The 20947-nt window shown below is 60.2% G+C and carries 19 protein-coding genes and 2 pseudogenes; 9 read left to right on the forward strand and 12 right to left on the reverse strand.

Annotated features, from left to right (window positions below; all coding sequences use genetic code 11):
• Positions 1–252 precede the first annotated feature (252 nt).
• The 5 genes and pseudogenes from ACZ9DP_RS20665 to ACZ9DP_RS20685 all read right to left on the reverse strand — a co-directional run bounded on the left by ACZ9DP_RS20665 (position 253) and on the right by ACZ9DP_RS20685 (position 4389).
• Positions 253–570 carry an ArsR/SmtB family transcription factor gene (locus ACZ9DP_RS20665; protein WP_074069088.1) on the reverse strand — a complete coding sequence of 106 codons (318 nt, stop codon included), beginning with the start codon at positions 568–570 and terminating at the stop codon, positions 253–255.
• Between the two features lie 106 nt (positions 571–676).
• Positions 677–1432 (reverse strand): HugZ family pyridoxamine 5'-phosphate oxidase, encoded by a 756-nt coding sequence (locus ACZ9DP_RS20670; RefSeq protein ID WP_194727614.1) that lies wholly within the window; start codon positions 1430–1432, stop codon positions 677–679.
• Between the two features lie 32 nt (positions 1433–1464).
• Positions 1465–2514, reverse strand: coding sequence for a choline ABC transporter ATP-binding protein (choV, locus tag ACZ9DP_RS20675; protein WP_074069087.1), 1050 nt, complete (start codon positions 2512–2514; stop codon positions 1465–1467).
• On the reverse strand, positions 2511–3356 hold the full coding sequence (choW, locus tag ACZ9DP_RS20680) for a choline ABC transporter permease subunit (protein WP_022714157.1): 846 nt from the start codon (positions 3354–3356) through the stop codon (positions 2511–2513). Before choW ends, choV begins: the two co-directional genes overlap by 4 nt.
• A gap of 78 nt (positions 3357–3434) precedes the next feature.
• Positions 3435–4389 (reverse strand): annotated as a pseudogene (locus ACZ9DP_RS20685) (choline ABC transporter substrate-binding protein).
• Positions 4390–4624: 235 nt separating this feature from the next.
• On the opposite strand from ACZ9DP_RS20685, the gene ACZ9DP_RS20690 reads away from it, so the two are divergent.
• The 3 genes from ACZ9DP_RS20690 to ACZ9DP_RS20700 all read left to right on the forward strand — a co-directional run bounded on the left by ACZ9DP_RS20690 (position 4625) and on the right by ACZ9DP_RS20700 (position 7619).
• The gene (locus ACZ9DP_RS20690) at positions 4625–5227 is read left to right on the forward strand and encodes a thymidine kinase (protein WP_074069085.1); all 603 of its coding nucleotides are present in this window, start codon (positions 4625–4627) and stop codon (positions 5225–5227) included.
• Positions 5228–5279: 52 nt separating this feature from the next.
• Complete coding sequence (locus ACZ9DP_RS20695) at positions 5280–6350, forward strand: hypothetical protein (protein WP_194727612.1); 1071 nt, start codon at positions 5280–5282, stop codon at positions 6348–6350.
• 141 nt (positions 6351–6491) lie between these two features.
• Positions 6492–7619 carry a DUF2333 family protein gene (locus ACZ9DP_RS20700; protein ID WP_476203433.1) on the forward strand — a complete coding sequence of 376 codons (1128 nt, stop codon included), beginning with the start codon at positions 6492–6494 and terminating at the stop codon, positions 7617–7619.
• A 3-nt stretch (positions 7620–7622) separates the two neighbouring features.
• Here the strand turns inward: ACZ9DP_RS20700 and ACZ9DP_RS20705 are convergent.
• Both ACZ9DP_RS20705 and ACZ9DP_RS20710 read right to left on the reverse strand, forming a co-directional pair.
• Positions 7623–8076: pseudogene (locus tag ACZ9DP_RS20705) on the reverse strand (PAS domain-containing protein).
• The gene (locus ACZ9DP_RS20710) at positions 8073–8798 is read right to left on the reverse strand and encodes a helix-turn-helix transcriptional regulator (RefSeq protein ID WP_476203434.1); all 726 of its coding nucleotides are present in this window, start codon (positions 8796–8798) and stop codon (positions 8073–8075) included. Before ACZ9DP_RS20710 ends, ACZ9DP_RS20705 begins: the two are co-directional and overlap by 4 nt.
• A 790-nt stretch (positions 8799–9588) precedes the next feature.
• Between ACZ9DP_RS20710 and ACZ9DP_RS20715 the strand changes: the two genes are divergently transcribed.
• Together ACZ9DP_RS20715 and ACZ9DP_RS20720 are read left to right on the forward strand one after the other, a co-directional pair.
• Positions 9589–11265 (forward strand): formate--tetrahydrofolate ligase, encoded by a 1677-nt coding sequence (locus ACZ9DP_RS20715; RefSeq protein ID WP_476203435.1) that lies wholly within the window; start codon positions 9589–9591, stop codon positions 11263–11265.
• A gap of 65 nt (positions 11266–11330) precedes the next feature.
• Positions 11331–11519, forward strand: coding sequence for a hypothetical protein (locus tag ACZ9DP_RS20720; RefSeq protein WP_476203436.1), 189 nt, complete (start codon positions 11331–11333; stop codon positions 11517–11519).
• Between the two features lie 54 nt (positions 11520–11573).
• Here the strand turns inward: ACZ9DP_RS20720 and ACZ9DP_RS20725 are convergent, their stop codons facing one another.
• Complete coding sequence (locus ACZ9DP_RS20725) at positions 11574–12437, reverse strand: extensin-like domain-containing protein (RefSeq protein ID WP_476203437.1); 864 nt, start codon at positions 12435–12437, stop codon at positions 11574–11576.
• Between the two features lie 135 nt (positions 12438–12572).
• Between ACZ9DP_RS20725 and ACZ9DP_RS20730 the strand changes: the two genes are divergently transcribed.
• Positions 12573–13988: a TonB-dependent receptor domain-containing protein gene (locus ACZ9DP_RS20730; protein WP_476205430.1), complete on the forward strand. Its 1416-nt coding sequence runs from the start codon at positions 12573–12575 to the stop codon at positions 13986–13988.
• 262 nt (positions 13989–14250) lie between these two features.
• Positions 14251–16440 (forward strand): anthranilate synthase, encoded by a 2190-nt coding sequence (locus tag ACZ9DP_RS20735; protein WP_476203438.1) that lies wholly within the window; start codon positions 14251–14253, stop codon positions 16438–16440.
• Between the two features lie 45 nt (positions 16441–16485).
• Here the strand turns inward: ACZ9DP_RS20735 and ACZ9DP_RS20740 are convergent, their stop codons facing one another.
• Together ACZ9DP_RS20740 and ACZ9DP_RS20745 are read right to left on the reverse strand one after the other, a co-directional pair.
• Positions 16486–17166, reverse strand: coding sequence for a GNAT family N-acetyltransferase (locus ACZ9DP_RS20740; protein WP_476203439.1), 681 nt, complete (start codon positions 17164–17166; stop codon positions 16486–16488).
• Positions 17163–17651, reverse strand: a complete 489-nt coding sequence (locus tag ACZ9DP_RS20745) for a MarR family winged helix-turn-helix transcriptional regulator (RefSeq protein WP_074069076.1) — start codon at positions 17649–17651, stop codon at positions 17163–17165. Before ACZ9DP_RS20745 ends, ACZ9DP_RS20740 begins: the two co-directional genes overlap by 4 nt.
• Before the next feature lie 213 nt (positions 17652–17864).
• Between ACZ9DP_RS20745 and emfA the strand changes: the two genes are divergently transcribed.
• A complete protein-coding gene (gene emfA, locus ACZ9DP_RS20750) occupies positions 17865–18779 on the forward strand; it encodes a CDF family cation efflux transporter EmfA (protein WP_476205431.1) in 915 nt (304 codons plus the stop codon).
• The gene (gene queF, locus ACZ9DP_RS20755) at positions 18779–19243 is read left to right on the forward strand and encodes a preQ(1) synthase (protein ID WP_074069075.1); all 465 of its coding nucleotides are present in this window, start codon (positions 18779–18781) and stop codon (positions 19241–19243) included. Before emfA ends, queF begins: the two co-directional genes overlap by 1 nt.
• A gap of 16 nt (positions 19244–19259) precedes the next feature.
• Here the strand turns inward: queF and ACZ9DP_RS20760 are convergent, their stop codons facing one another.
• Both ACZ9DP_RS20760 and ACZ9DP_RS20765 read right to left on the reverse strand, forming a co-directional pair.
• Positions 19260–20027, reverse strand: coding sequence for a DUF2076 domain-containing protein (locus tag ACZ9DP_RS20760; protein ID WP_476203440.1), 768 nt, complete (start codon positions 20025–20027; stop codon positions 19260–19262).
• Positions 20028–20132: 105 nt separating this feature from the next.
• The gene (locus ACZ9DP_RS20765; protein WP_476203441.1) at positions 20133–20855 is read right to left on the reverse strand and encodes a hypothetical protein; all 723 of its coding nucleotides are present in this window, start codon (positions 20853–20855) and stop codon (positions 20133–20135) included.
• Positions 20856–20947 lie beyond the last annotated feature (92 nt).

Below are 20947 nucleotides of genomic sequence, written 5' to 3' on the forward strand. Positions count from 1 at the left end.
TTGCGCCCATATTTTTACTGTCCGGTCAAATTATCAGCGCTTCTTGGGGCGTCAAGCCATGGACGCCACCATCGATGGCGCGTTCCGGCCATTGGCGTATGGAATGTCGCAGCTTTCCCGCAAATAACAAAACCGGCAAATCGAGAGATTTGCCGGCCAAAGTTATATTATCGTGCTGAAATACTGCTCACCATGCCATTCCGGAAACATCCCTTTGGCGGCACGGCTTTTTAGCAAACATTATGTCTGCGTTTATGCTGCAGATCTGCTGCGGCCCTGGACTGCATAAATGTCCTCGAGCGTTGCCAGGATCTTCATCACCGGTTCCGAATTGCTCGAGTAATAAATGGTCTGCGCGTCACGGCGGGTCTTTACCAGCTTCTGGGCCCGCAGCTTTGACAGATGCTGCGAAAGCGCGGACTGGCTCAGGCCAACCTGGGTCGCAAGGACGCCGACAGGAACCTCGCCTTTGACGAGACTGCAGAGGATCAGGAGGCGCTTGGGGTTCGCCATCGCTGATAAAAGGGCGGCCGCCACGTTAGAGTGGTCTGAAAGGTTAGTGGTTTCCATAGTTCCAATCTTCCTAAGCGAATTATGTATCCGTATAGGCACAGGGCGTTAGACGGGGTTGGCGGACGTTCAAAACGTAGCAACTGGTCCGGAAGATTGTATATACCTAAATTTCACGTAGCGAGTATGCTATTTTAGATATGTGTGACTTAATGTCCGTCGCATTCTCGATGGGTGACTCAAATTCGCAACGGTTGAGCAAATCACCGGAAATAGCGTCGAACCCTGCGCAATCCACTCCACATATGCGCCATCCCGCATCCCCCGGCGCCTTAAAAAGCTTCGCAAGCGCTTCGGACAGGTCGGCATGCTCCTCTACTAAATCTCGCACTGTCTGCGCTGCCTGCGCGGCAACGGCCTCGTTCGCGGGCGAGAGAATCATGAGGTCGGTACCTTCCAGAAGATAGGCGCGGCCGAAGCCGCCATTGAGGCTTGCCGACTGCGGAACGAGACGGAAGAAGCGGAAGTCCGGGAAGTCGATATAGAGCTTCGCCTTCGCATGCCGGTCGAGGAAACGGGTGCGGATGCGCTGGTGAACAGCGTTTCCGTGCTCGACCGGTTCGGCAATGCATCGGATGGTGAGCCGCGGATGCGCAAGGGGATCGCCGCTGCCGGGTTCGCCAGTCAAGAGGGACGCGCGCGGGTCGGCCTCCAGCGCCTTAGTATGCGTCGACAGCGCCGAAACGAGGATGACAGGTACGCCGTCGATATCCGTGCCGAGCAGAACGCGGCTCGCAAACGGAAAGCCGGTCGCGGGGTCGAGCACGGCAAGAGCACCATAGCGGGCGGAACGCAAAAGAACGCGCGCGAGCTTGCGCGCTTCTTCGTCCGTTTCCCTGAGTACGGAGGCCTGATCTTTCATGTCCACTTTCTTGACGGAAGCAGACCGCGGGATCAAGCCTGTTCTTTGCGCCGGTGCTGGGTCAGGCCGGTAACGACATCCTGAGCCGAAATCGTGCCGATGATGGCGCCGTTCTCGACGACCCCGATGCTGCCTGGCTGGCGGGCGAGCGCGTCGAGAATATCGACGAGCGGCGTTTGGGCGCGCGCCGTGGCGCTGACGCTCGCCCCCGCCGCATGGCCAAGGCCCGGTTGCATCACATCCTGCGCCGTCAGCATGCTGATCGGATTCATGTGCTGGACGAAATCGGCGACATACTGATCGGCAGGGTTTTTGACGATATCCTGCGGCGTGCCGCACTGGATGATGCGCCCGCCCTCCATGATGGCGATGCGGTTGCCGATGCGGAAGGCCTCGTCGAGATCGTGGCTGACGAAGAGGATCGTCTTCTTCAAGCGCCGCTGGAATTCGAGTAGCTCGTCCTGCAGGCGGGTGCGGATCAGCGGGTCGAGCGCGGAGAACGGCTCGTCCATGAGCAGGATCGGTGCGCCGGTCGCAAAGGCGCGGGCGAGGCCGACACGCTGCTGCATCCCGCCGGAGAGCTCGTTGACCTTGCGGTCCGCCCACTTCGTCAGGTTGACGAGTTCAAGCTGCTCCTCGACCCGTTTCTTGCGCTCGGCGTCCGGCATGCCGGCAAGTTCGAGGCCGAAGCCGACATTCTCCGCAACCGTCCGCCAGGGCAGCAATGCGAACTGCTGAAACACCATGGAGACGGTGTGCATCCGCAGATCGCGCAGCGCCTTCGGGCTGCATGCATAGGGATCTACCGGGCCAGTTGCCGAGGAAACTGAAACCTTGCCGCGCACGACGGGAGCGAGGCCGTTGACGGCGCGCAGCAGCGTCGATTTGCCTGAGCCGGAAAGGCCCATAAGCACGAGGATTTCGCCTTCCTCGATCGTGAGCGAGGCATCGGCGACGCCGAGAACGAGACCGGTTGCGGCGCCGATCTCGTCGCGGGTCTTTCCCTGATCGACGAGAGAGAGGGCCGTTTGCGGCTTGTCGCCGAAGATGATGCTGACATTGTCGAAGCGGACCGAGGTCATGCGCCGTCTCCTTCGCCTGCCGTGCGGAACATGCGGTCGAGAATGATCGCCAAGATGACGATACAGAGACCGGCCTGGAAGCCCATGGAGACATTCACCGTGTTCAGTGCGCGAACGACGGGCTTTCCAAGGCCATCGGCGCCGACGAGCGCAGCGATGACCACCATCGATAGCGACAGCATGATCGTCTGCGTGAGGCCGGCCATGATCTGCGGCATCGCGAAGGGCAGTTCGACCTTGCGCAGCACCTGCGTCGGGGTTGCGCCAAACGATTCGGCTGCCTCGACGAGGGAGGGCGGTGTCGAGATGATGCCGAGGCGGGTCAGACGGATTGGTGCAGGGATGGCAAAGATCACGGTTGCGATCAGGCCTGGCACCATGCCGAGGCCGAAGAGTATGAGTGCGGGGATCAGGTAGACGAATGTCGGGATCGTCTGCATCAGGTCGAGCACGGGACGCATGATGGAGAAGACCCAGGCGCGTCTTGCCCCGGCAATGCCGAGCGGAATGCCAATCGCCATGCTGACGAATGTGGAGGCGAGAACGAGCGCCAGCGTTTCCGTCGTCTCCTTCCAGTAGCCCTGGTTCATGATCAGCAGCAAACCGAGCAAGGTGAAGACCGCAACGCCGATCGAGCGACGGAGCCAATAGGCAATCGCCGTGATGGCGAGGAGAACGATCAGCGGATGTGGCGCTTGCAGGATGAAGAGCAATGCGCCGATCACGTGCGAGAGAGCGAAGGCTAGCCTGTCGAAAAACCATTCGCCGCTCGACGTCAGCCAGTCGACGGTGGATTTGGCGACGGGGCCAATAGGGATTTTGTAATCGGTGATCCAGTTCAAGGAGCGCGCCTATCCGAAAGAGCAGAGATCAGGATGAAACAAAAAGGGGCGGCGCGTGGGCCGCCCCGTTCATCAGATTCAGAGGCCGAGGCCGGACTTGACGGCCGCGGCGGCGTCCTTGCCGTCCTTGGTCGTGACGCCGGCGAGCCATGGCTCGACTGCCGTCGGATTCGCCTTCAGCCATTCGGTTGCCGCGACCTGCGGATCCTCACCATCATTGAGGATCTTGCCCATGATCTGGTTTTCCATCTCCAAGCTAAACTTCAAGTTGGACACGAACTTGCCGACGTTCGGGCATTCGGTGACGAAGCCTGCGCGGGTGTTGGTGTAGACCGTCGCGCCGCCGAAGTTGGGGCCGAAGGTGGTGTCGCCACCCGTCAGGTAGGTCATCTTGAAGTTCTCGTTCATCGGATGAGGTGCCCAACCGAGGAATACGACCGGCTTACCGTCCTTTTCGGCGCGGGCAACCTGCGCCAGCATACCCTGTTCGGAGGACTCGACGACTTCAAGTCCGCCCATTCCCATCTCGTTCTTCTCGATCAGGGTCATGACAAGGCGGTTGCCGTCGTTGCCCGGTTCGATCCCGTAGATCTTGCCGTCAAGGGCGTCCTTGTGCTTGCCGATGTCGCTGAAGTCCTTGATGCCCAGTTCGGCGCCCTTGGCGTTGGTGGCAAGCGTGTACTTGGCACCTTCGAGATTGGCTCCGATGGATTCAACCGACTTGTCGTCGAGATAAGGTTGGACGTCCTTCTGTTGTGCCGGCATCCAGTTGCCGAGGAACACATCGATGTCCTTGTTCTTCAGCGACTGATAGGTGACCGGTACGGAGAGGACCTTGACGTCCGGCTCGTAGCCGAGGCTCTCCAGAACGACCGCGGCGGCGGCGGTGGTTGCGGTAATGTCCGTCCAGCCTACGTCCGAGAAACGGACGGTCGAGCAACTTTCGGGTTTCTGCGGCAAATGATGCGGTTGCGATGGAAAGTGCGGCAACTGCAGTGGCGGTGGTCAGTTTGAATGCGCTTGTTGTTTTCATTTTAGACTCCCAGTCTTTGGTTCCCAAGCCAAGCATCAATAGCGGACATTTACAAGCGACCTCAGTGTGTTTGCGCCGCATTGGCTACCCCGAATGCGACGTGTCGCATTTTTCATGACACGGCCGGTTTCCCGGGCATTTTACGATTTTTGCCTCCGGATTTCCTGTGATTATCGATTCTGCGGTCTTTTCTTTGCCGATTCGAGCTTTCAAGAAGCAAAATGCGGAGAAAACGATGGCAAAACTCTATTTCAACTACTCTACCATGAACGCCGGCAAATCGACCATGCTGCTGCAGGCGTCCTATAATTACCAGGAACGCGGCATGCGCACCGTGCTTTTGATCGCGGCCTTCGACGAGCGCACCGGCAAGGGTATCATCGGTTCGCGCATCGGGCTGGAAGCGAGCGCGATCGCTTTCGAGGGGCATACCGATCTTTTCGGGCTCATTAAGGAATTGAGCGGCGAGGGCGGCCCGATCGCGTGCATCTTCGTCGACGAAGCGAATTTCATGACGCGCGAGCATGTCTGGCAACTCGCCCGCGTGGTAGATCGGCTGAACATACCGGTCATGGTCTACGGGCTTCGCACCGACTTCCAGGGCAAGCTGTTTCCGGCTTCCGAGGAACTGCTGGCGATTGCAGACGAGATGCGCGAGGTGCGCACCATCTGCCATTGCGGCCGCAAGGCGACAATGGTCGTGCGGCTCGGTGCTGACGGCGAGGTTGCGCGCGAGGGCGCGCAGATCGAAGTCGGCGGCAACGAGAAATATGTATCGCTCTGCCGCAGGCATTGGGACGATGCAATGAACGGCGAATGGCGCGCCGAGGCGGTTTGAGCTTCGGCCTTCGAGCGGCTAGGCTAGGCTCGGAGATTCTCTGGAGAAGCCGGTGCGCAAAGCTCCCTCGTTCGACAGTCTATTTGAAGCAGCCGATGCGCTTGTCTCAACCCTGCGCGCCGACGCAGCCGCGTGCGCTGCCTTCATCGAGGACTTTGCGCGCAATGGAGCGCAATCTGACGACGAGGCGTTTTTGGCGCAGCGCGATCGGTTCCAGGCTTTTGCCACAGCGCGCCTGGAGTTCGATGGGCTGCTTGGCGAAATGGTGGCCGGCCTCGACCGCATGACGGCGGAGGTTTCGGCGGATCTGGACAGTTTCCGCGGCCTGACCGCGCGCGAGAAGCTGACCGGCTGGTTTTCGAGGCAGCGCATGTGGCACCTCCACAGTCAGCGCGTGCGCGCGGCCCCCGTGATCGAGCGGCTGCTCGACCTGCTGTCGAAATCGAACATTATTGCGGGATTGGTCGGCAGCCACCGCGAATTCGCGCTTGCCTGCCACAAGGCGGCTGAGCGCGGCGTTGTCACGATTGTCGGGCAGCGCCGGCTCCTTGTCGATGCCATCGATATTGCGCGGCTGCGCATGAAGGAGCTGAACGCAAAAGCACTGACGACGCAGGGGCGTATCGGCCTTTACGGCGGCAAGACCGAATGGGAGCGAATGGAGGAGGAGCGGCGCGCGCTCAAGGCGCAGGCCGACAAGATCGCCGAAGAAGAGCAGACGATGCGCCACGAAAGCCAGCGCCGCGAACGCTTCATTACAATGTTCCAGGCGTTTGTCGACGGGTTGAACAGCCAGATCGGTCTTTGCAACGCCTTGGCCCGCAAGCTTTCGATCGATACGGAAGAGCGACTGATCATCTATCAGGCGCAGGTGGATGCCGACGCTCCGGGTTCGAAACGGAAGATAACGCAGGAGCTGTTTCCGCATATCGCCGGGCCGATCTCGCTCTTCGAAAAAGGCATGCTGGTTCCGCAGGAAATCGGACTGCGCAAGGCGGCAGCAGATGCGGCCTTCGCCCGGAAGTTCGCGGCTTTTGCCGAAAGCCACGACGCGGCCGATGCCCCGATCATCGACCTGACGCAAAAGCCTTCGAGGTTCAGACTGCGCTTCCTGCGCTCTTAATGACGTCTTAAAGGCAATAATCGCGATCCCTGTCCTTTCTGGCCCGCGCGATCCGTTAAAAATCTCTCCTTCATGTTGTGCTCGATCGAGCAAACACATATGTGAAAGCAGAAATTTCTGACGTTCTGCTAGGAGAAGGGCATGCTCGACCGGATCGCCGGTTTCTTCAGGCTGATCGGCCGCACGATCGCCCGCTGGTTCAGCCTCCTTGCCGCCTGGGCGTTCTGGCCCTTCCTTGCCGCTCATGGCTGGTACCAGCGCCGGACGTGGATGATCCGAATTCCCATCATTGCGCTCGCGGCGCTGCTTGCCATCCTTTACGCGTATTTCTTCTGGCAGACGCAGGTCTGGTCGAATTTTAATCCGTCCTTCGTCGACCAGTACCGTCTTTCGGAGCGCAAGGTTCCGGCCGGCCAGGAACTGCCGGTTGCCGGCGGTGCAGCACCTGCGGCCAAGACCTGCCAGCGTTCTGCGATCGTCGATGTCGCTGCCGATCTGACCGACTTCAACGTCAACCAGAACGCATGGATATCGTCCATGCTGCTCTACCGGCTCGGGCTTTTCGGCATCGACTGGGATCATACGCCGTTCCTCGACAACAAGGCGTCCTTCCAGCGCGGAGTCAATCAGGCGGCGAGGCGGACATCGGCCGAGCTTGTCGATACGCTCGGGCGCGTGCGCGGCACCTCCGGCATCAACAACGATCTTCAGAACGCCCGCGGCAATCTGCAATTCGACGAATACAGCTGGTATTTCGGGCTCAATCCGTTCGGGCCGAAGACGCCGACGCCGAGCTACTATCGTTCGGCCATCGGCAGCCTGCGCAAGTTCAATACCGACCTTGCCAGCTGCAACGCTGTTTTTGACGGCCGTGCGGACAACCTCATCCAGTTCATCGACCGCATTGCCAACGATCTCGGCGGCACGTCCGACATGCTGGCGGAGCGCTCGGAAAATCACAATCGCGGCTGGTTCGACACGCGTGCTGATGACCGTTTCTGGTTCGCCTACGGGCAGCTCTATGCCTATTACGCCATCCTTTCGGCAGCACAGTCGGACTTTTCGCAGGTGGTGGCCGAGCGCAATCTTGGCGCCATCTGGAGCGGCACGACAAAGCAGTTTCAAGCGGCCCTGCGCATCCAGCCGGCGATCATTTCTAATGGCCGCGAGGACGGCTGGATCATGCCGAGCCATCTGGCGACAATGGGCTTCTACATCCTACGGGTCCGGTCTAACCTCGTGGAGATGCGTTCCGTCCTCGACCGCTGATCGTCAGGACCGAGGCGAATTGTCTTCGATCTCCGCAATGCGAAGCGGTTCGACGAATTCGTAGGTGAGGCCGACGATCTCGTGGCCGCACAAACGCCTGATCAATCTCGCCATCTTGTAGCCGCCGTGCCGGTTATCGACCCTGTAGCATGGTGAAATCCAACCTTGTGCAGACTCTCGTGCTTGAAGGTCTGCGCGATCAGGATGCGGTCCTCTTCATGGAGCCGTGAAAGCAAGTCGACAAGATTTTCGGCACCGGGCGTGGATGGCAGGTCGAAGATGGTATGGACGTCTTCGGTGCCAAAGAAATGCGCTGTCTCGATGTCCATGCGCCAGTAACCGAAGGGCGGGGGGGCAAACAAGTCGAACGCTTTCAGCATCGCTGATGCTGATATGGTCGCCCGACGGGCTCTTTCTTGTGGAGTCCCGGCTGATCGAATCGAAGAGGCGCGTTCAGGTGATGAGCTTTAATCGGATAGCCTTTGCAACCAACTGTGTGCGGTTCACGCAATCAAGTTTTTTGATGGCGTTCGTCATGTAGGCGTTCACGGTATGATCGGAGAGGGCGAGGATCTGGCCGATTTCCACGGAGGTCTTGCCCTGGGCGGTCCAGCGAACGACTTCGAGCTCGCGGGCGGAAAGCGCGTGATAGGTGCTGTCTTCGTTGCGCTTGACCGCACTGTAGGCGTCGAAGGCGTGAAGCACGATCGCCGTGAGTTCGTTCATCTCGCTCTGGCTGAGCGGTGCGCGGTCGCCTGCGAACCAGAAAACCAGCCGTTTGCCGTCTGCCCCATTGACCGGCAAAACGACGCTGACCGGCATTTTGTGCCGGAGCATCAGGCTGCGAAGTTCGCAACGAAACATCTCAGAGGTTGGGGGGTCAGAGAGATTCCATTTTTGCGGGGCGACGGACTCTCCGAGCACTGTCGAAAAAGGAAAAGCGCGCAATGTATGAGCGCGGTCGAATTCTCTGAGATACGTGCCCGTCAGCGAGGTTTCGATTACTAGCGGTTTGAGAAAAAGGTCTTCCGCGGACGGCTTATTCATCAGCGTATAATGGGCAAATCCAAAAGCATCTGCAATCCTGTGCAAGGCCTGGACAAAAAGAGCGCGCGTTCGCGCCGATGCCAATTCTGCCGATAAAAGTGACTGCCTTTCGGAGGTAGTCATGTAAGACATAATGCGCCCCGCCTTGCCTTCATGTTTAAGCTATCAAATACGCTAATTGCCGGTCACGCTAGCCCTAATTGACTTGGGATACGCTGATTAAATCATACTGTTAAAAATTAACCACACTGCCACGCTCTCTGGTTGTGTTTAATATTATACAGGTAGCAGTCCGGCCGACTTTACTTCTTCTATTACTGCATCAGTGCGGGTTTCCGCACGCCGGCAGCGGCAGAATCACTTCGGAAAGAAATTGCCGGTGGGTCTCCATGCCCAGCGGCGCGTGCCTTGACGTAAACGAAGCCGCCTTTGACCCTGTGGCACTCCATGACGTCGTCTGAACGTTTCACGGCGTCCGAGAAGGCATCGAAGACGTCGCGCGTCAAGGGGCGGCCCCGACTATCTGCAACTTCGCGCTCGAACAGGTGCTCTCTGTCAACGCGGCGACAGTAGGAGGCAACGCAAGGTTGAAAAACACCATGTCATCGGGAATGCCAAGCGAGCCGACCGGAGCTTAACGACATTGGTCGGGCTCGGCACGCCGATTTCCGTGGCGTCCGGTGTGTTCCAGGTGCCGTCGCAGCAAGATGACGAGATTCACGATTCTTTCCCGTTTTCCTTGGGAGAAAGCGTCTGCACTTTAACGCAAATTTCAAAGAATAACGCTCTCGAAAGTTGGGTCCATGAGTGACGTACGATTGTGGTGGAGGCAATGAAAAAGCGGCGTCCGGGGTCTTGTTTCCGGCGCGGGGATCGCGGCATGTTTCCGGGGGCAGAAGCATAAGCTCCCGGGGAGACCAGCGTGGCCATCAAATCCGACATCGAAATTGCGCGTGCGGCAACGAAGAAGCCCATTTTCGAGATCGGCGCGACGCTCGGCATCCCGGCAGAACATCTCGCGCCTTATGGTCACGACAAAGCGAAGGTCCGCGCGGAGTTCATCGCCGCGCAGGCAGGGAAGAAGGATGGCAGGCTGATTCTGGTCACCGCCATCAACCCGACACCGGCGGGCGAAGGCAAGACGACGACCACCGTCGGTCTCGGCGACGGCCTCAACCGGATCGGCAAGAAAGCCGTCGTATGCATCCGCGAAGCGTCACTCGGGCCATGCTTTGGCGTCAAGGGTGGTGCTGCCGGCGGCGGCTATGCGCAGGTCATCCCAATGGAAGACATCAACCTGCATTTCACCGGCGATTTCCATGCGGTCACCGCCGCGCACAACCTGCTCGCCGCGATGATCGACAACCATATCTACTGGGGCAACGGGCTGGACATCGACCTGCGCCGCGTGACCTGGCGCCGCGTGATGGACATGAACGATCGGGCGCTGCGCGAAATGGTGTCTTCGCTTGGCGGCGTTGCCAACGGCTTTCCGCGGCAGAACGGCTTCGACATCACCGTCGCTTCAGAAGTCATGGCGATCCTCTGCCTGGCGACAGACCTCAAGGATCTGGAAGCCCGCCTCGGCAACATCATCATCGGCTATCGCCGCGACAAGACGCCAGTCTATGCCCGCGATCTGAAGGCGGACGGTGCAATGGCGGTGCTCCTGAAAGACGCGATGCAGCCGAACCTTGTCCAGACGCTGGAGAACAATCCGGCTTTCGTCCATGGCGGACCGTTCGCGAATATCGCCCATGGCTGCAACTCGGTGATTGCGACGAAGACGGCGCTGAAGCTCGGCGATTATGTCGTGACCGAGGCGGGGTTCGGGGCCGATCTTGGCGCAGAGAAATTCTTCGACATCAAGTGCCGCAAGGCGGGGCTGAAGCCCGATGCGGCGGTGATCGTTGCCACGGTGCGCGCGCTGAAGATGAACGGTGGCGTGAAGAAGGAGGATCTGGCGGCAGAAAACGTCATAGCACTCGTCAAGGGTTGTTCGAACCTCGGGCGGCATCTTGCGAATGTGCGGAAATTCGGCGTTCCGGTGGTGGTCGCGATCAACCATTTCGTTTCGGACACGGATAAGGAAATCGCGGCCGTCCAGGAATACGTTGCTCGCCACGGCGCCGAAGCGATCCTCTGCCGCCACTGGGCGGAAGGCTCGGCTGGTATCGAGGATCTCGCCTACAAGGTAGTAGAACTGGCGGAATCCGGCCAGGCGAGATTCGAGCCGCTTTATGCCGACAGCGTGCCGCTGTTCGAAAAGATCGAAATCGTTGCTTCGAAGATCTATCACGCCGGCGAGGTGACGGCGGACAAGGCGGTTCGCGATCAGCTCATCGTCTGGGAGGAGCAAGGCTACGGCAACCTGCCTGTCTGCATGGCGAAGACGCAGTATTCCTTTTCGACAGATCCGAACCTTCGCGGCGCGCCCGAGGGCCATATCGTGCCGGTGCGCGAAGTTCGGCTTTCGGCAGGCGCCGGGTTCGTCGTCGTCATCACAGGCGAAATCATGACAATGCCGGGGTTACCGAAATCGCCATCCGCCGAGCGGATATTCCTGAATGAGCAGGGTTATATCGAGGGGTTGTTTTGAATTTGCTGCGAAGCTTTATTTTCACCGCAGTGGCGGTCCTTTCGCTGTCTGCAGCGAATGGTCCAATGGCCGCCGATCCGCCGCCTGCCGAGGAGCAGAGCATGGCGGATTTCATCAAGAACACCCCTGGCTGCTTGGAGTTCAGCGACCAGTGCTCGATCTGCGCCATGGTCGACGGCAAGGCCGAATGCTCCACGCCAAAGATTGCCTGCGTCAAGAAGCCGTATGTGTGCACGCGACGTGCGGACAACTGAAGCGGCGATCGGCTCGGCAACCAGCTCTAGATATTGGAGCACTCGCGACGCTCGCTATTGGCAATAACGAAATCCTCCCTTGCGCTGCAGCACGTCCATGTGGAAATGCGTCTCATGCGCGCTATCGCTTTCGGGGTCGAGCACGGTGGAAAAATAGAGGCAGCCGGAGGCGCTGACTGTGCGCTGGAAGGCGCCGGTGAGGGTGGGATCTTCCCGGCGCGGCTTGACCGCAATGTCATCGCCCTTTTCGAAACCGAAGCTTGCAATATCGATGGCGTTGCCGCGGGCATGTTCGGAAATCTTTCCTCTCGCAGCGCCGTTGCGCAGGCGACAGAGGTAAGACGACGCCTGATTGACCGCCGTGATCCGGCCCTGTTCCTTCGCAGCGGCGGTGGCGGCTGGAACGACGCTCTCCTTCATCCAGCGGGCAAGCGCCAGAGCCGCCGGACAGCGCAATGTCGCTTCCGGCTTCACCTTGATGCCGGGAAGCACCTCCACAAGACTGATCGGCTTGTCGATGCCGCAGCCGTGGCCGTCATCGATGCGCGGGATATCCTTGAAGACGGCGCCAAGCGCCTGCAATTGCCTCACGCATTCCGCGTGATCGGCATCGCTTTCCGCTTCGATGGTCAGGTTCTGAGCTTCCAACGTGCCGGGCGCCGGCGGGCCGAACTTCTCCGGCTTCTTGTCCTGCGGCTTTGCCGCCTCCGAAGGCGTCTCGTTTTGAGGGGCGGGCGTGCTCTGTGCATCGTTAACGGTTGATGGCCTCCGTTCGGGGGTTGGCGTCGTTTCTGCCGGTGCTGTGGCTTCGCCGGCAATCTGCGGCTTTTTGTGCGGGATGGGACCTTTGTCTGGGAGGCTTGCGCCAGTGAGGATAATCAGGGTTGCGGTGGCCGCTGCAATTGCGATGTTCTTCAAGCTTCAACCGTCCATGGCTGCCGATGGAAAAGGGGCAACGCATGAGGGCGGATTTCGTTGCAATTTCGCAACGTTCCCGGACATCCTTAAAACTTGATAATTGAATTCAAGATAAACCGAGCGTTTATATTGACAATGTCCGACTTCCAGTCGTGGTCAGGTCTTGCCAAAGGGACTTTCCATTTCGGCGATGGCGACGAGCAAACGGTGCGCTTGTCCTATCAGCATTGGGACAGCGATGCTAACGACCAGGACTATGCACAGACCGGCACACAGGCCGCATTCGGTACTGTCGACCGCCATGTAATCGATGATACCGCGGTACTGAGCTACGAAAATCCCGTCAGCGACAATCCGTGGCTCGACCTCAAGGCCAGTCTCTCATACTCTGATACTTCGGTTGACCAGAGCGATGGAACGCTCGGCGGTTTTTCGAACATCATCGATGCCGATTACGGCTACCGGACATGGCAGGCCAATCTCCAGAATACGTCCGAGTTCTCCGGCGATAGCTGGGTAAACTACCTGACTTACGGCACCCAACTGAGCCATCAGGACCGCACCGCGGATTCGCCGCTTGCGACCAGCCCGACGCCCGGTGCGATCGCCACACATCCCGAGGGCACCGACAACAAGGTCGGACTCTTCGTGCAGAACGAATTCATCTATGACGAGCGGCTGACCATCATCGGCGGCGTTCGCGGCGACTTCGTCTGGAGAGAGCCCGGCGATTCCACGGCGGCTTTCAGCAATGCCGTCGACGTCAACGATCAGGCTTTCTCGCCCAAGCTTGCCGCGCATTACAAGCTCACCGACGAATTCGGCGTTTTTGGATCGATTGCCCACACCGAACGTCTGCCGACGTTGGATGAGCTCTACACCTGGAGCAAAGGAACAAGCCTGGACCTCAAGAAGGAAAAGTCCAACAACTACGAAGTCGGCTTTACAGCAACACGGGATGACATATTCCAGGCGGGCGACAACATCAGTTTCAAGACGACCGCCTTTTACAATGACCTGGAGAATCTCATCGCTACCACGGGCACGGGCGCGTCCTCCTATTTCTACAATGTCGGCAAGGCCCGCATCTATGGCGTCGAAGTCGAAGGGGCGTACGAATCGGACTACGCCTTCGCCAAGCTTGCCTATACCGGCACGCAGGGCCAGGACCGCAGCGATGGGGTGAACTACAACAAGCCGCTGCCGACCGTGCCGGCCCACAAGATCGCCTTCACTCTGGGCGGCCGGCTTCCCGAGCGCGACATCGAATATGGCACCCGCGTAACGCATGCCTTCGAGGCGCAGAACAGCGTCCGCGGAACGGCTGCATCCTCCGGTTCCACGCCCAACCATCTCGTCGTGCCGGCGCCTGATTGGACGACCGTGGATATCTTCGCCTCCTGGAGGCCGCAGAGCGGTGAGATGCAGGGATGGCAGGTCCAGGCCAGCGTCAACAATCTCTTCGATCAATACTATCGGGAAAATACGTCTAACGATTACGCCAAGGGGCGCACGTTCAAGATCACTTTGAGCAAGCAGCTCGACTGGTAGTTCGACTTTGCGGGTTCGCTTCAACTGGTGCCAGCCGGCGAAAGCGAACCCGCTTAAAACCGCTCTTGCGCTTGCCCCAATCTCACGCTAACAATCCTCCCATGAAGCCGTCGTTGAACATTGCTGTTTGGTGGTGGGCTCGCTGAGGCGGCCTCGACCAATCGTGTTCAAAGACGACGAGTGAGCCGCCCGAGACTTCGAGGCGGCTTTTTTTGTTTTTTAAGGCCGCCTGTCGTCCGGGCCCCGATAACGGAGTGGAACAATGGTAACGATCCTTCGGGACGATGGTGCGGAAATCTACGAGACGAGGGGCGGCGTTACCGTTACCCGGCAGCGCAGGGCGATCCCCTATGCCGATGCGGTGGTCTCCTATGTCGACAAGCTCGATGAGCGTCGCGGCGCGGTCTTTTCCTCCAACTACGAATATCCGGGTCGTTACACACGCTGGGACACGGCCGTCGTCGATCCGCCGCTCGGCATCTCCTCTTTCGGGCGCGACCTCTGGATCGAAGCCTATAACGAGCGCGGCGAAGTGCTGCTCGGCTTCGTGACGGAGCGGCTCAAGACCGTTGCCGAGCTGGAGCTTGGTGCTGCCACCGCGCGCCGCCTCGATCTCAAGGTGAAGATGCCCGATCGCGTTTTCACCGAAGAAGAACGCTCGAAGATGCCGACGGTCTTCACCGTTCTGCGCTCGGTCACCGACCTCTTTTATTCGCAGGCTGACGCCAGCCTCGGCCTTTATGGCGCCTTCGGCTACGATCTCGCCTTCCAGTTCGATGCGATCAACCTGAAGCTCACGCGCCCTTCCGATCAGCGCGACATGGTGCTCTACCTGCCGGACGAAATCCTTGTCGTCGACAATTATTCCGCCAAGGCCTGGATCGACCGCTATGATTTCGCCAAAGACGGCCTGACTACGGAGGGCAAGAAGGGCGAGATCGCGCCCGAGCCCTTCAAGCAGACGGACGCCATTCCGCCGAAGAGCGATCATCGGCCGGGCGAATATGCCGAACTCGTCGTCAAGGCGAAGGAAAGCTTCCGCAAGGGCGATCTCTTCGAGGTCGTGCCGGGGCAGAAATTCATGGAGCGCTGCGACAGCAAGCCTTCGGATATTTCCAAGCGGTTGAAGGCGATCAATCCGTCGCCCTATTCCTTCTTCATCAACCTCGGAAACCAGGAATATCTGGTCGGCGCCTCGCCGGAAATGTTCGTGCGCGTTTCGGGCCGCCGCATCGAGACCTGCCCGATCTCCGGCACGATCAAGCGGGGCGACGACCCGATCGCCGACAGCGAACAGATACTGAAGCTGCTCAACTCCAAGAAGGACGAATCCGAGCTGACGATGTGCTCGGACGTCGACCGCAACGACAAGAGCCGCGTCTGCGAGCCGGGTTCGGTCAAGGTCATCGGCCGCCGGCAGATCGAGATGTATTCGCGCCTCATCCACACCGTGGACCATATCGAGGGGCGTTTGCGTGATGACATGGATGCCTTCGACGGCTTCCTGTCGCATGCCTGGGCCGTCACCGTCACCGGTGCGCCGAAGCTCTGGGCGATGCGCTTCATCGAAAGCCATGAGAAGAGCCCGCGCGCGTGGTATGGTGGGGCGATCGGCATGGTCGGCTTCAACGGTGACATGAACACCGGGCTGACGCTGCGCACCGTGCGCATCAAGGACGGCATCGCCGAAGTCAGGGCAGGGGCGACCCTTCTCAACGATTCCGACCCGCACGAAGAAGAAGCCGAAACCGAACTGAAGGCCTCCGCTATGCTTTCTGCCATCCGCGATGCCAAGACCGGCAACGCCGGCAAGATCCAGCGCGACGTTGCCGCCGTCGGCAAGGGCGTCAACATCCTCTTGATCGACCATGAAGACAGCTTCGTCCACACCCTGGCCAATTACTTCCGCCAGACCGGAGCGACGGTTTCGACCGTGCGCACGCCGGTGTCGGAGGAGATTTTCGACCGGCTGAACCCGGACCTCGTCGTCTTGTCGCCGGGACCTGGCAATCCGAAGGATTTCGATTGCAAGGCGACGATCAAGAGGGCGCGCGCCCGTAACCTGCCGATCTTCGGCGTCTGCCTCGGCCTACAGGCGCTCGCCGAAGCCTATGGCGGCGAGTTGCGCCATCTGGCGCTGCCGATGCACGGCAAGCCGTCGCGCATCCGGGTGCTGGAGCCGGGCATCGTCTTCTCGGGCCTCGCCAGAGAGGTGACGGTCGGCCGCTATCACTCGATCTTCGCCGATCCCTCGACCCTACCGCGCGATTTCATCATCACGGCGGAAAGCGAGGACGGCACGATCATGGGCATCGAGCATGCGAAGGAACCGATCGCCGCCGTCCAGTTCCACCCGGAATCAATCATGACGCTCGGCGGCGACGCCGGCATGCGGATGATCGAGAACGTGGTGGCGCATCTGGCGCGCAGGGCGAAGACGAAGGCGGCTTGAGCGAACGCCCGCACTTCGGCCGGTTCGCTGCCATGGATCGGCCGTTTATGCTCGGCGTTTGACGACGCGCAGGTTCATGTCGGACCGCAGCCTGAAGCCGAGCGACCTATAGAGTCCGATTGCCGGCGTATTGTTTGCATAGGCATGCAGATACGCCGTTTCGCCCCGCGCGGCGATCTCGCCGGCGACAAAACGAAAGAGCAACGTTCCAAGCCCGCGCCGCTGGAATTGCGGATGCGTGCAAAGCCCGCTGAGTTCCGCAAAGCCGGTCTGCCGCAGCCGCTGGCCGGCCATGGCGATGAGCCTGCCTTCAGCCTTGATCCCCCAGAAGGTGCCGAGGCTCTGCGCCCGCCGCGTGAATGGACCGGGCTTGGTCAAGGTCGCAAGCGCCAGCATCTCCTCGGCGTCGGCCTCGCTCAGTGGCTGTATACGTGAATCCGTGATCCTCTCATGCTGCCGTTCGGCGATCATCTGGACGGCTAAAGCCTCGGAAACAGCAGCCAACCCTCGTGGAATGGCGATCGGGCCGGCTTCGACAAGCAGCATCGTTTCGTCGGCTTCCGGGAGGTTTTCCAATGCCTCGAGACTTTCCGGCGTCTCATCCGCCGAGGCTGCGAAAGGAACGATGGACGGCGGGTATCGCCGGGCTCTCTCGTTGCCTTCGGCGAGGCTCGCATGCGCGGTGTCGAGCGCGCTCCAGATCGGACGGTCGAGAATATGTCTCATGTCGTTTCCTCCTTCGCGGCGCGGCGGGCGAGGGCAGCTTCGGTAAGACCGTCCTCGATGGCGGCGAGCTGCGCGAGGATCGGTCCGTTCAGATCGCCGCAAAGATCGGCGACTGCCGCCGAAATCCGCGGCCACACCGATTGTTTCGAGTAGTCGACGAGTTCCTGTCCCTTCCGGGAAAGCGAGATCAATCGCCGCCGCTGGTCGTCGGGTGCTGCCTGCATGTCGACCAAGCCCAATTCCAGCAACTGGCTTACTGTCCGGGTGGCACCCGGCTGCGTGATGCCGACCGCCTGCGCAAGCTCGCCGATCGTCAAAGGGCCGGCGCGATCGAGTGCTGCGAGAAAGGGATACTGGGCAGCCTGTATGGCGATGCCGTATTCTTCGATGATCTGCTGGGTATCGGCCTGCAGACGCTCCCCGATGCGGCGGAAACGGCTGCCCATGCACAGAAAACCGAGGGTTCGCACGACGTCGTCAACCACAGGAAACCTCCGCAATCAATCAGCAGTTATATAACGTGTTATGCAATTTTCGTCAATCGATACCGCGGGCGTCCCAATTTGACAAAATACCGATAATCCCCCATATCACCCGCATTGGCCGCCTGCGCGATTTTCGCGCGGGCGGTTTTGCGTTTGAATGGGCCAATGCTGCAATTCATTCGCATCCGCATTGAGGCTGGCAGGGTGATCGATATGGACGGACAAGGCAATCTCGCGGTTCAGCGGCTGGCGCTTTGGGGCATTCCGCTATCGCTCGGTGTCATGGGACTGAAGATGGCAGCGTGGTGGGTCACCGGCTCGGTCGCGCTGCTTTCGGACGGTCTTGAGTCGACCGTCAATGTCGTTGCCGCCTTCATTGCCTATTTCGTCATTCGCTACGCCCAGAAGCCGGCCGATCACGACCATCCGTTCGGGCACCAAAAGGCCGAGTATCTCTCGGCGGTGACCGAAGGCGCGCTCATCGTGGTCGCCGCGCTTTTGATCGTCAAGGAGGCGATCGGCCATCTGGCGGCGCCGCGCATGCTTGACGCGCCTGCGCTCGGCCTCGCGATCAATTTCGCGGCGGGCGTGATCAACGCCGTCTGGGCGCAGCTGCTGATCCGGACTGGCCGGAAACACCGCTCGGCGGCGCTCGCCGCCGACGGCCAGCATATCATGTCGGACGTCGTGACGTCCGTCGGCGTGCTGATCGGCCTGTTTCTGGCGATCGCGACCGGCTATCCGATCTTCGACCCGGTGCTTGCGATCCTGGTTGCCGTCAACATCCTCTATCAGGGCTGGAAGGTGATCTCGCATTCGATCGGTGGGCTGATGGACCAGGCGGTGGAACCGGAGGAAGAGGAGGCGATCAAGCAGGCGATCGCCACGCATGCGGCGGGCTCGATCGGCGTTCACGACCTGAAGACCCGCCGGGCGGGGTCCGTCACCTTCGTCGATTTTCATCTCGTGGTTCCGGCCGCAATGCCGGTAAGGCAGGCGCACGATATCTGCGACTGCCTTGAAGATGCCATCCGCGCGGTGCATCCGGGCGCCAGCATTGCCATTCACGTCGAGCCCGAGGGCGAAAGGGCCCATGGGATCCGCGTCAAAGTCGTAAAGGACGTCTAATGCCGAAAACCGATGTTTCCAGCCTGTCGATGCTGGGGAAAGAGACCGAAACAGCCAAGTCGCCGGAAGAGGCGGTGCTGGAGAGGGTGCCGTCGAACCATGCGGGCACCGACTACGTGGTGCGCTTCACCGCGCCGGAATTCACCTCGCTCTGCCCGATGACCGGCCAGCCGGATTTCGCCCATATCGTTATCGATTACATTCCGAACGAATGGCTGGTGGAGTCGAAGTCGCTGAAGCTCTTCCTGCATTCCTTCCGCAACCACGGCGCCTTCCATGAGGATTGCTCGATCTATATCGCCAAGCGGATCGTCGAACTGCTCGATCCGAAGTGGCTACGGATCGGCGCCTATTGGTATCCGCGCGGCGGTATTCCGATCGACGTCTTCTGGCAGACAGGCAAGCCGCCGGAAGGCGTGTGGCTGCCCGACCAAGGTGTCGCGACCTATCGCGGCCGCGGCTGAGGCTTAGGCCGATCGATCAGACATCGAAACTGTCGTCGCCGGACTGATCGCTAGCGACGTCGTCATCATTGTTGTCGTCGCTGCTGTAGTCGGCCTGCCGGATGTCATTATTGTTGTTGTCATCGGCAACCTGGGGGTTCTGATCGCCATCGTAGTTGTTGATGACGGTCTCCTCGGCGGGGGCGTCGGCATTGCCAGAAGGGTTGCTGCCGGAAAAAGGCGAGCCCCAGCCGAGCGACGACATATGATTGCCGAAGATGCCGCTCAACGAATTGGCAAGCAGCATGCCGCCCGCCACGCCGGCGGCGGTGCCGAGCGCTCCGCGAAGGAAGCTGCCGCCAGCAGACGGTGCGCCGGGTTGCGGGTCCCACGGGCCGCTCGGCTGCTGTCGCATCGGGCGGACGGGTTCGTCGTAACCGCGATCTTGATGGATGGTCTGGCGCGGCGCATTGCCCCAGGGATCCGAGGTCGGTGCCGGCTGCTGCGCCTGGCCGGTGCCGAAGATCGAGCTCAAAAAACCGCCGCCCTGTTCGGCCTGGTGATGTTGGCTTTCGCCGGCCTCGAGCTGGCGAATGCGCTCTTCCAGTTCCTTGATGTGGTTGGCGGCCGCTTCAAGACCCTTTTCCTGAACGATGACGGCCTGCGCCAGATAATAGGTCGTATAGGGCTGCTCGCGCACGCCCTGATCGATGAAGGCCTCCGCTTCGCGGTCGCGCGGTGTCGCAGCGGCGGTGCGGATCCTGTCGAAGAGGCCGGCCAGCAATTGGCGTTCTTCCGGTGACATAGCTGTCTCCCTTGTGTCTTTCGTGCGGACATGGCCGCCTGAGGATGAGGTAGGAACGGATTTTGGCTTTTCAAAGCCGCGGCGCGTTACATTTCGGTAAGGCGCTCAGGACCGGACCCAGACGCGCAGCGGGCCGAGCGACGTAAAGCCAAGCTCCAGCGCATCGCTCAAATCCTCGCCGTGCTCGTAGCCGACGATCGGCATGCCGGGAAAGATCTCGGCCGCCTTCTGCACCAGCCCGGCGCGGACGGCGCGGTCGCTCTTTTTGATGGCAAAGACATTCGAATGGCCGACCACATCCGACTGGCGATTGAGAATGCCGCCGCCGCAGAGCGCTTCCCTCTCGAAGGCGGCAAGAAAGGCGATATCCGCATTGCGCAGCAGCGGTTCAGCGAAGATCGGCGTTGTCTGCGGCGGTTCGCCGGCGCCCCAGGCTCTTTCCCAAAGCTCGAGTTCAACCGCCGTTGTGATCCGCTTCCATGTCAGGGACTGCTCTTTCGGCGCATGAATCTCAACCGCCTCGATGCCGATCCATTCGGCCTCGAACAAGATTTCGAAACCGAGAGGAGTAAGGGTGAGCGCGGCGTAGCTGTCCTTGACGCCCCAGCCGCCTTTTCGCGAGCGGATCAGCACAGCGATCGCTTCCTCCTGCTCGCGTGCGCTATCAGCGCCCGTCAGCGTTATAACGTCCGGATAAAAGCGCGGCGTGCCCTGGCGGTGAAGCCAGACGGTTGCGGAAAATTCGCCGGACACGCCTTGTGCCTGACAGACGGCATTGCACCACAGCGCATTGTTGCGGACAGCCGCGCGCAGCATTTCCGATGTCATTTTCGCCTCCGCATTCGAGCTCTCCGGCAGAATGCGAGCATATCGCCGGTTTGTCATAAGAATATCTTCACCCGTTCCGTGCCTTGTCTTTT

It is taken from the genome of Rhizobium sp. USDA 4016 (assembly GCF_056279705.1).

What these genes read in the sequence shown, in the direction of transcription:
- ACZ9DP_RS20700 (WP_476203433.1), top strand. Translation starts at nt 6,492, where the DNA reads ATGCTCGACCGGATCGCCGGTTTCTTCAGGCTGATCGGCCGCACGATC.
- ACZ9DP_RS20735 (WP_476203438.1), top strand. Translation starts at nt 14,251, where the DNA reads ATGGTAACGATCCTTCGGGACGATGGTGCGGAAATCTACGAGACGAGG.
- choV (WP_074069087.1), bottom strand. Translation starts at nt 2,514, where the DNA reads ATGACCTCGGTCCGCTTCGACAATGTCAGCATCATCTTCGGCGACAAG.
- ACZ9DP_RS20670 (WP_194727614.1), bottom strand. Translation starts at nt 1,432, where the DNA reads ATGAAAGATCAGGCCTCCGTACTCAGGGAAACGGACGAAGAAGCGCGC.
- ACZ9DP_RS20690 (WP_074069085.1), top strand. Translation starts at nt 4,625, where the DNA reads ATGGCAAAACTCTATTTCAACTACTCTACCATGAACGCCGGCAAATCG.
- ACZ9DP_RS20665 (WP_074069088.1), bottom strand. Translation starts at nt 570, where the DNA reads ATGGAAACCACTAACCTTTCAGACCACTCTAACGTGGCGGCCGCCCTT.
- ACZ9DP_RS20710 (WP_476203434.1), bottom strand. Translation starts at nt 8,798, where the DNA reads ATGTCTTACATGACTACCTCCGAAAGGCAGTCACTTTTATCGGCAGAA.
- emfA (WP_476205431.1), top strand. Translation starts at nt 17,865, where the DNA reads ATGGACGGACAAGGCAATCTCGCGGTTCAGCGGCTGGCGCTTTGGGGC.
- ACZ9DP_RS20730 (WP_476205430.1), top strand. Translation starts at nt 12,573, where the DNA reads ATGTCCGACTTCCAGTCGTGGTCAGGTCTTGCCAAAGGGACTTTCCAT.
- queF (WP_074069075.1), top strand. Translation starts at nt 18,779, where the DNA reads ATGCCGAAAACCGATGTTTCCAGCCTGTCGATGCTGGGGAAAGAGACC.
- ACZ9DP_RS20765 (WP_476203441.1), bottom strand. Translation starts at nt 20,855, where the DNA reads ATGACATCGGAAATGCTGCGCGCGGCTGTCCGCAACAATGCGCTGTGG.
- ACZ9DP_RS20760 (WP_476203440.1), bottom strand. Translation starts at nt 20,027, where the DNA reads ATGTCACCGGAAGAACGCCAATTGCTGGCCGGCCTCTTCGACAGGATC.
- ACZ9DP_RS20740 (WP_476203439.1), bottom strand. Translation starts at nt 17,166, where the DNA reads ATGAGACATATTCTCGACCGTCCGATCTGGAGCGCGCTCGACACCGCG.
- ACZ9DP_RS20720 (WP_476203436.1), top strand. Translation starts at nt 11,331, where the DNA reads ATGGCCGCCGATCCGCCGCCTGCCGAGGAGCAGAGCATGGCGGATTTC.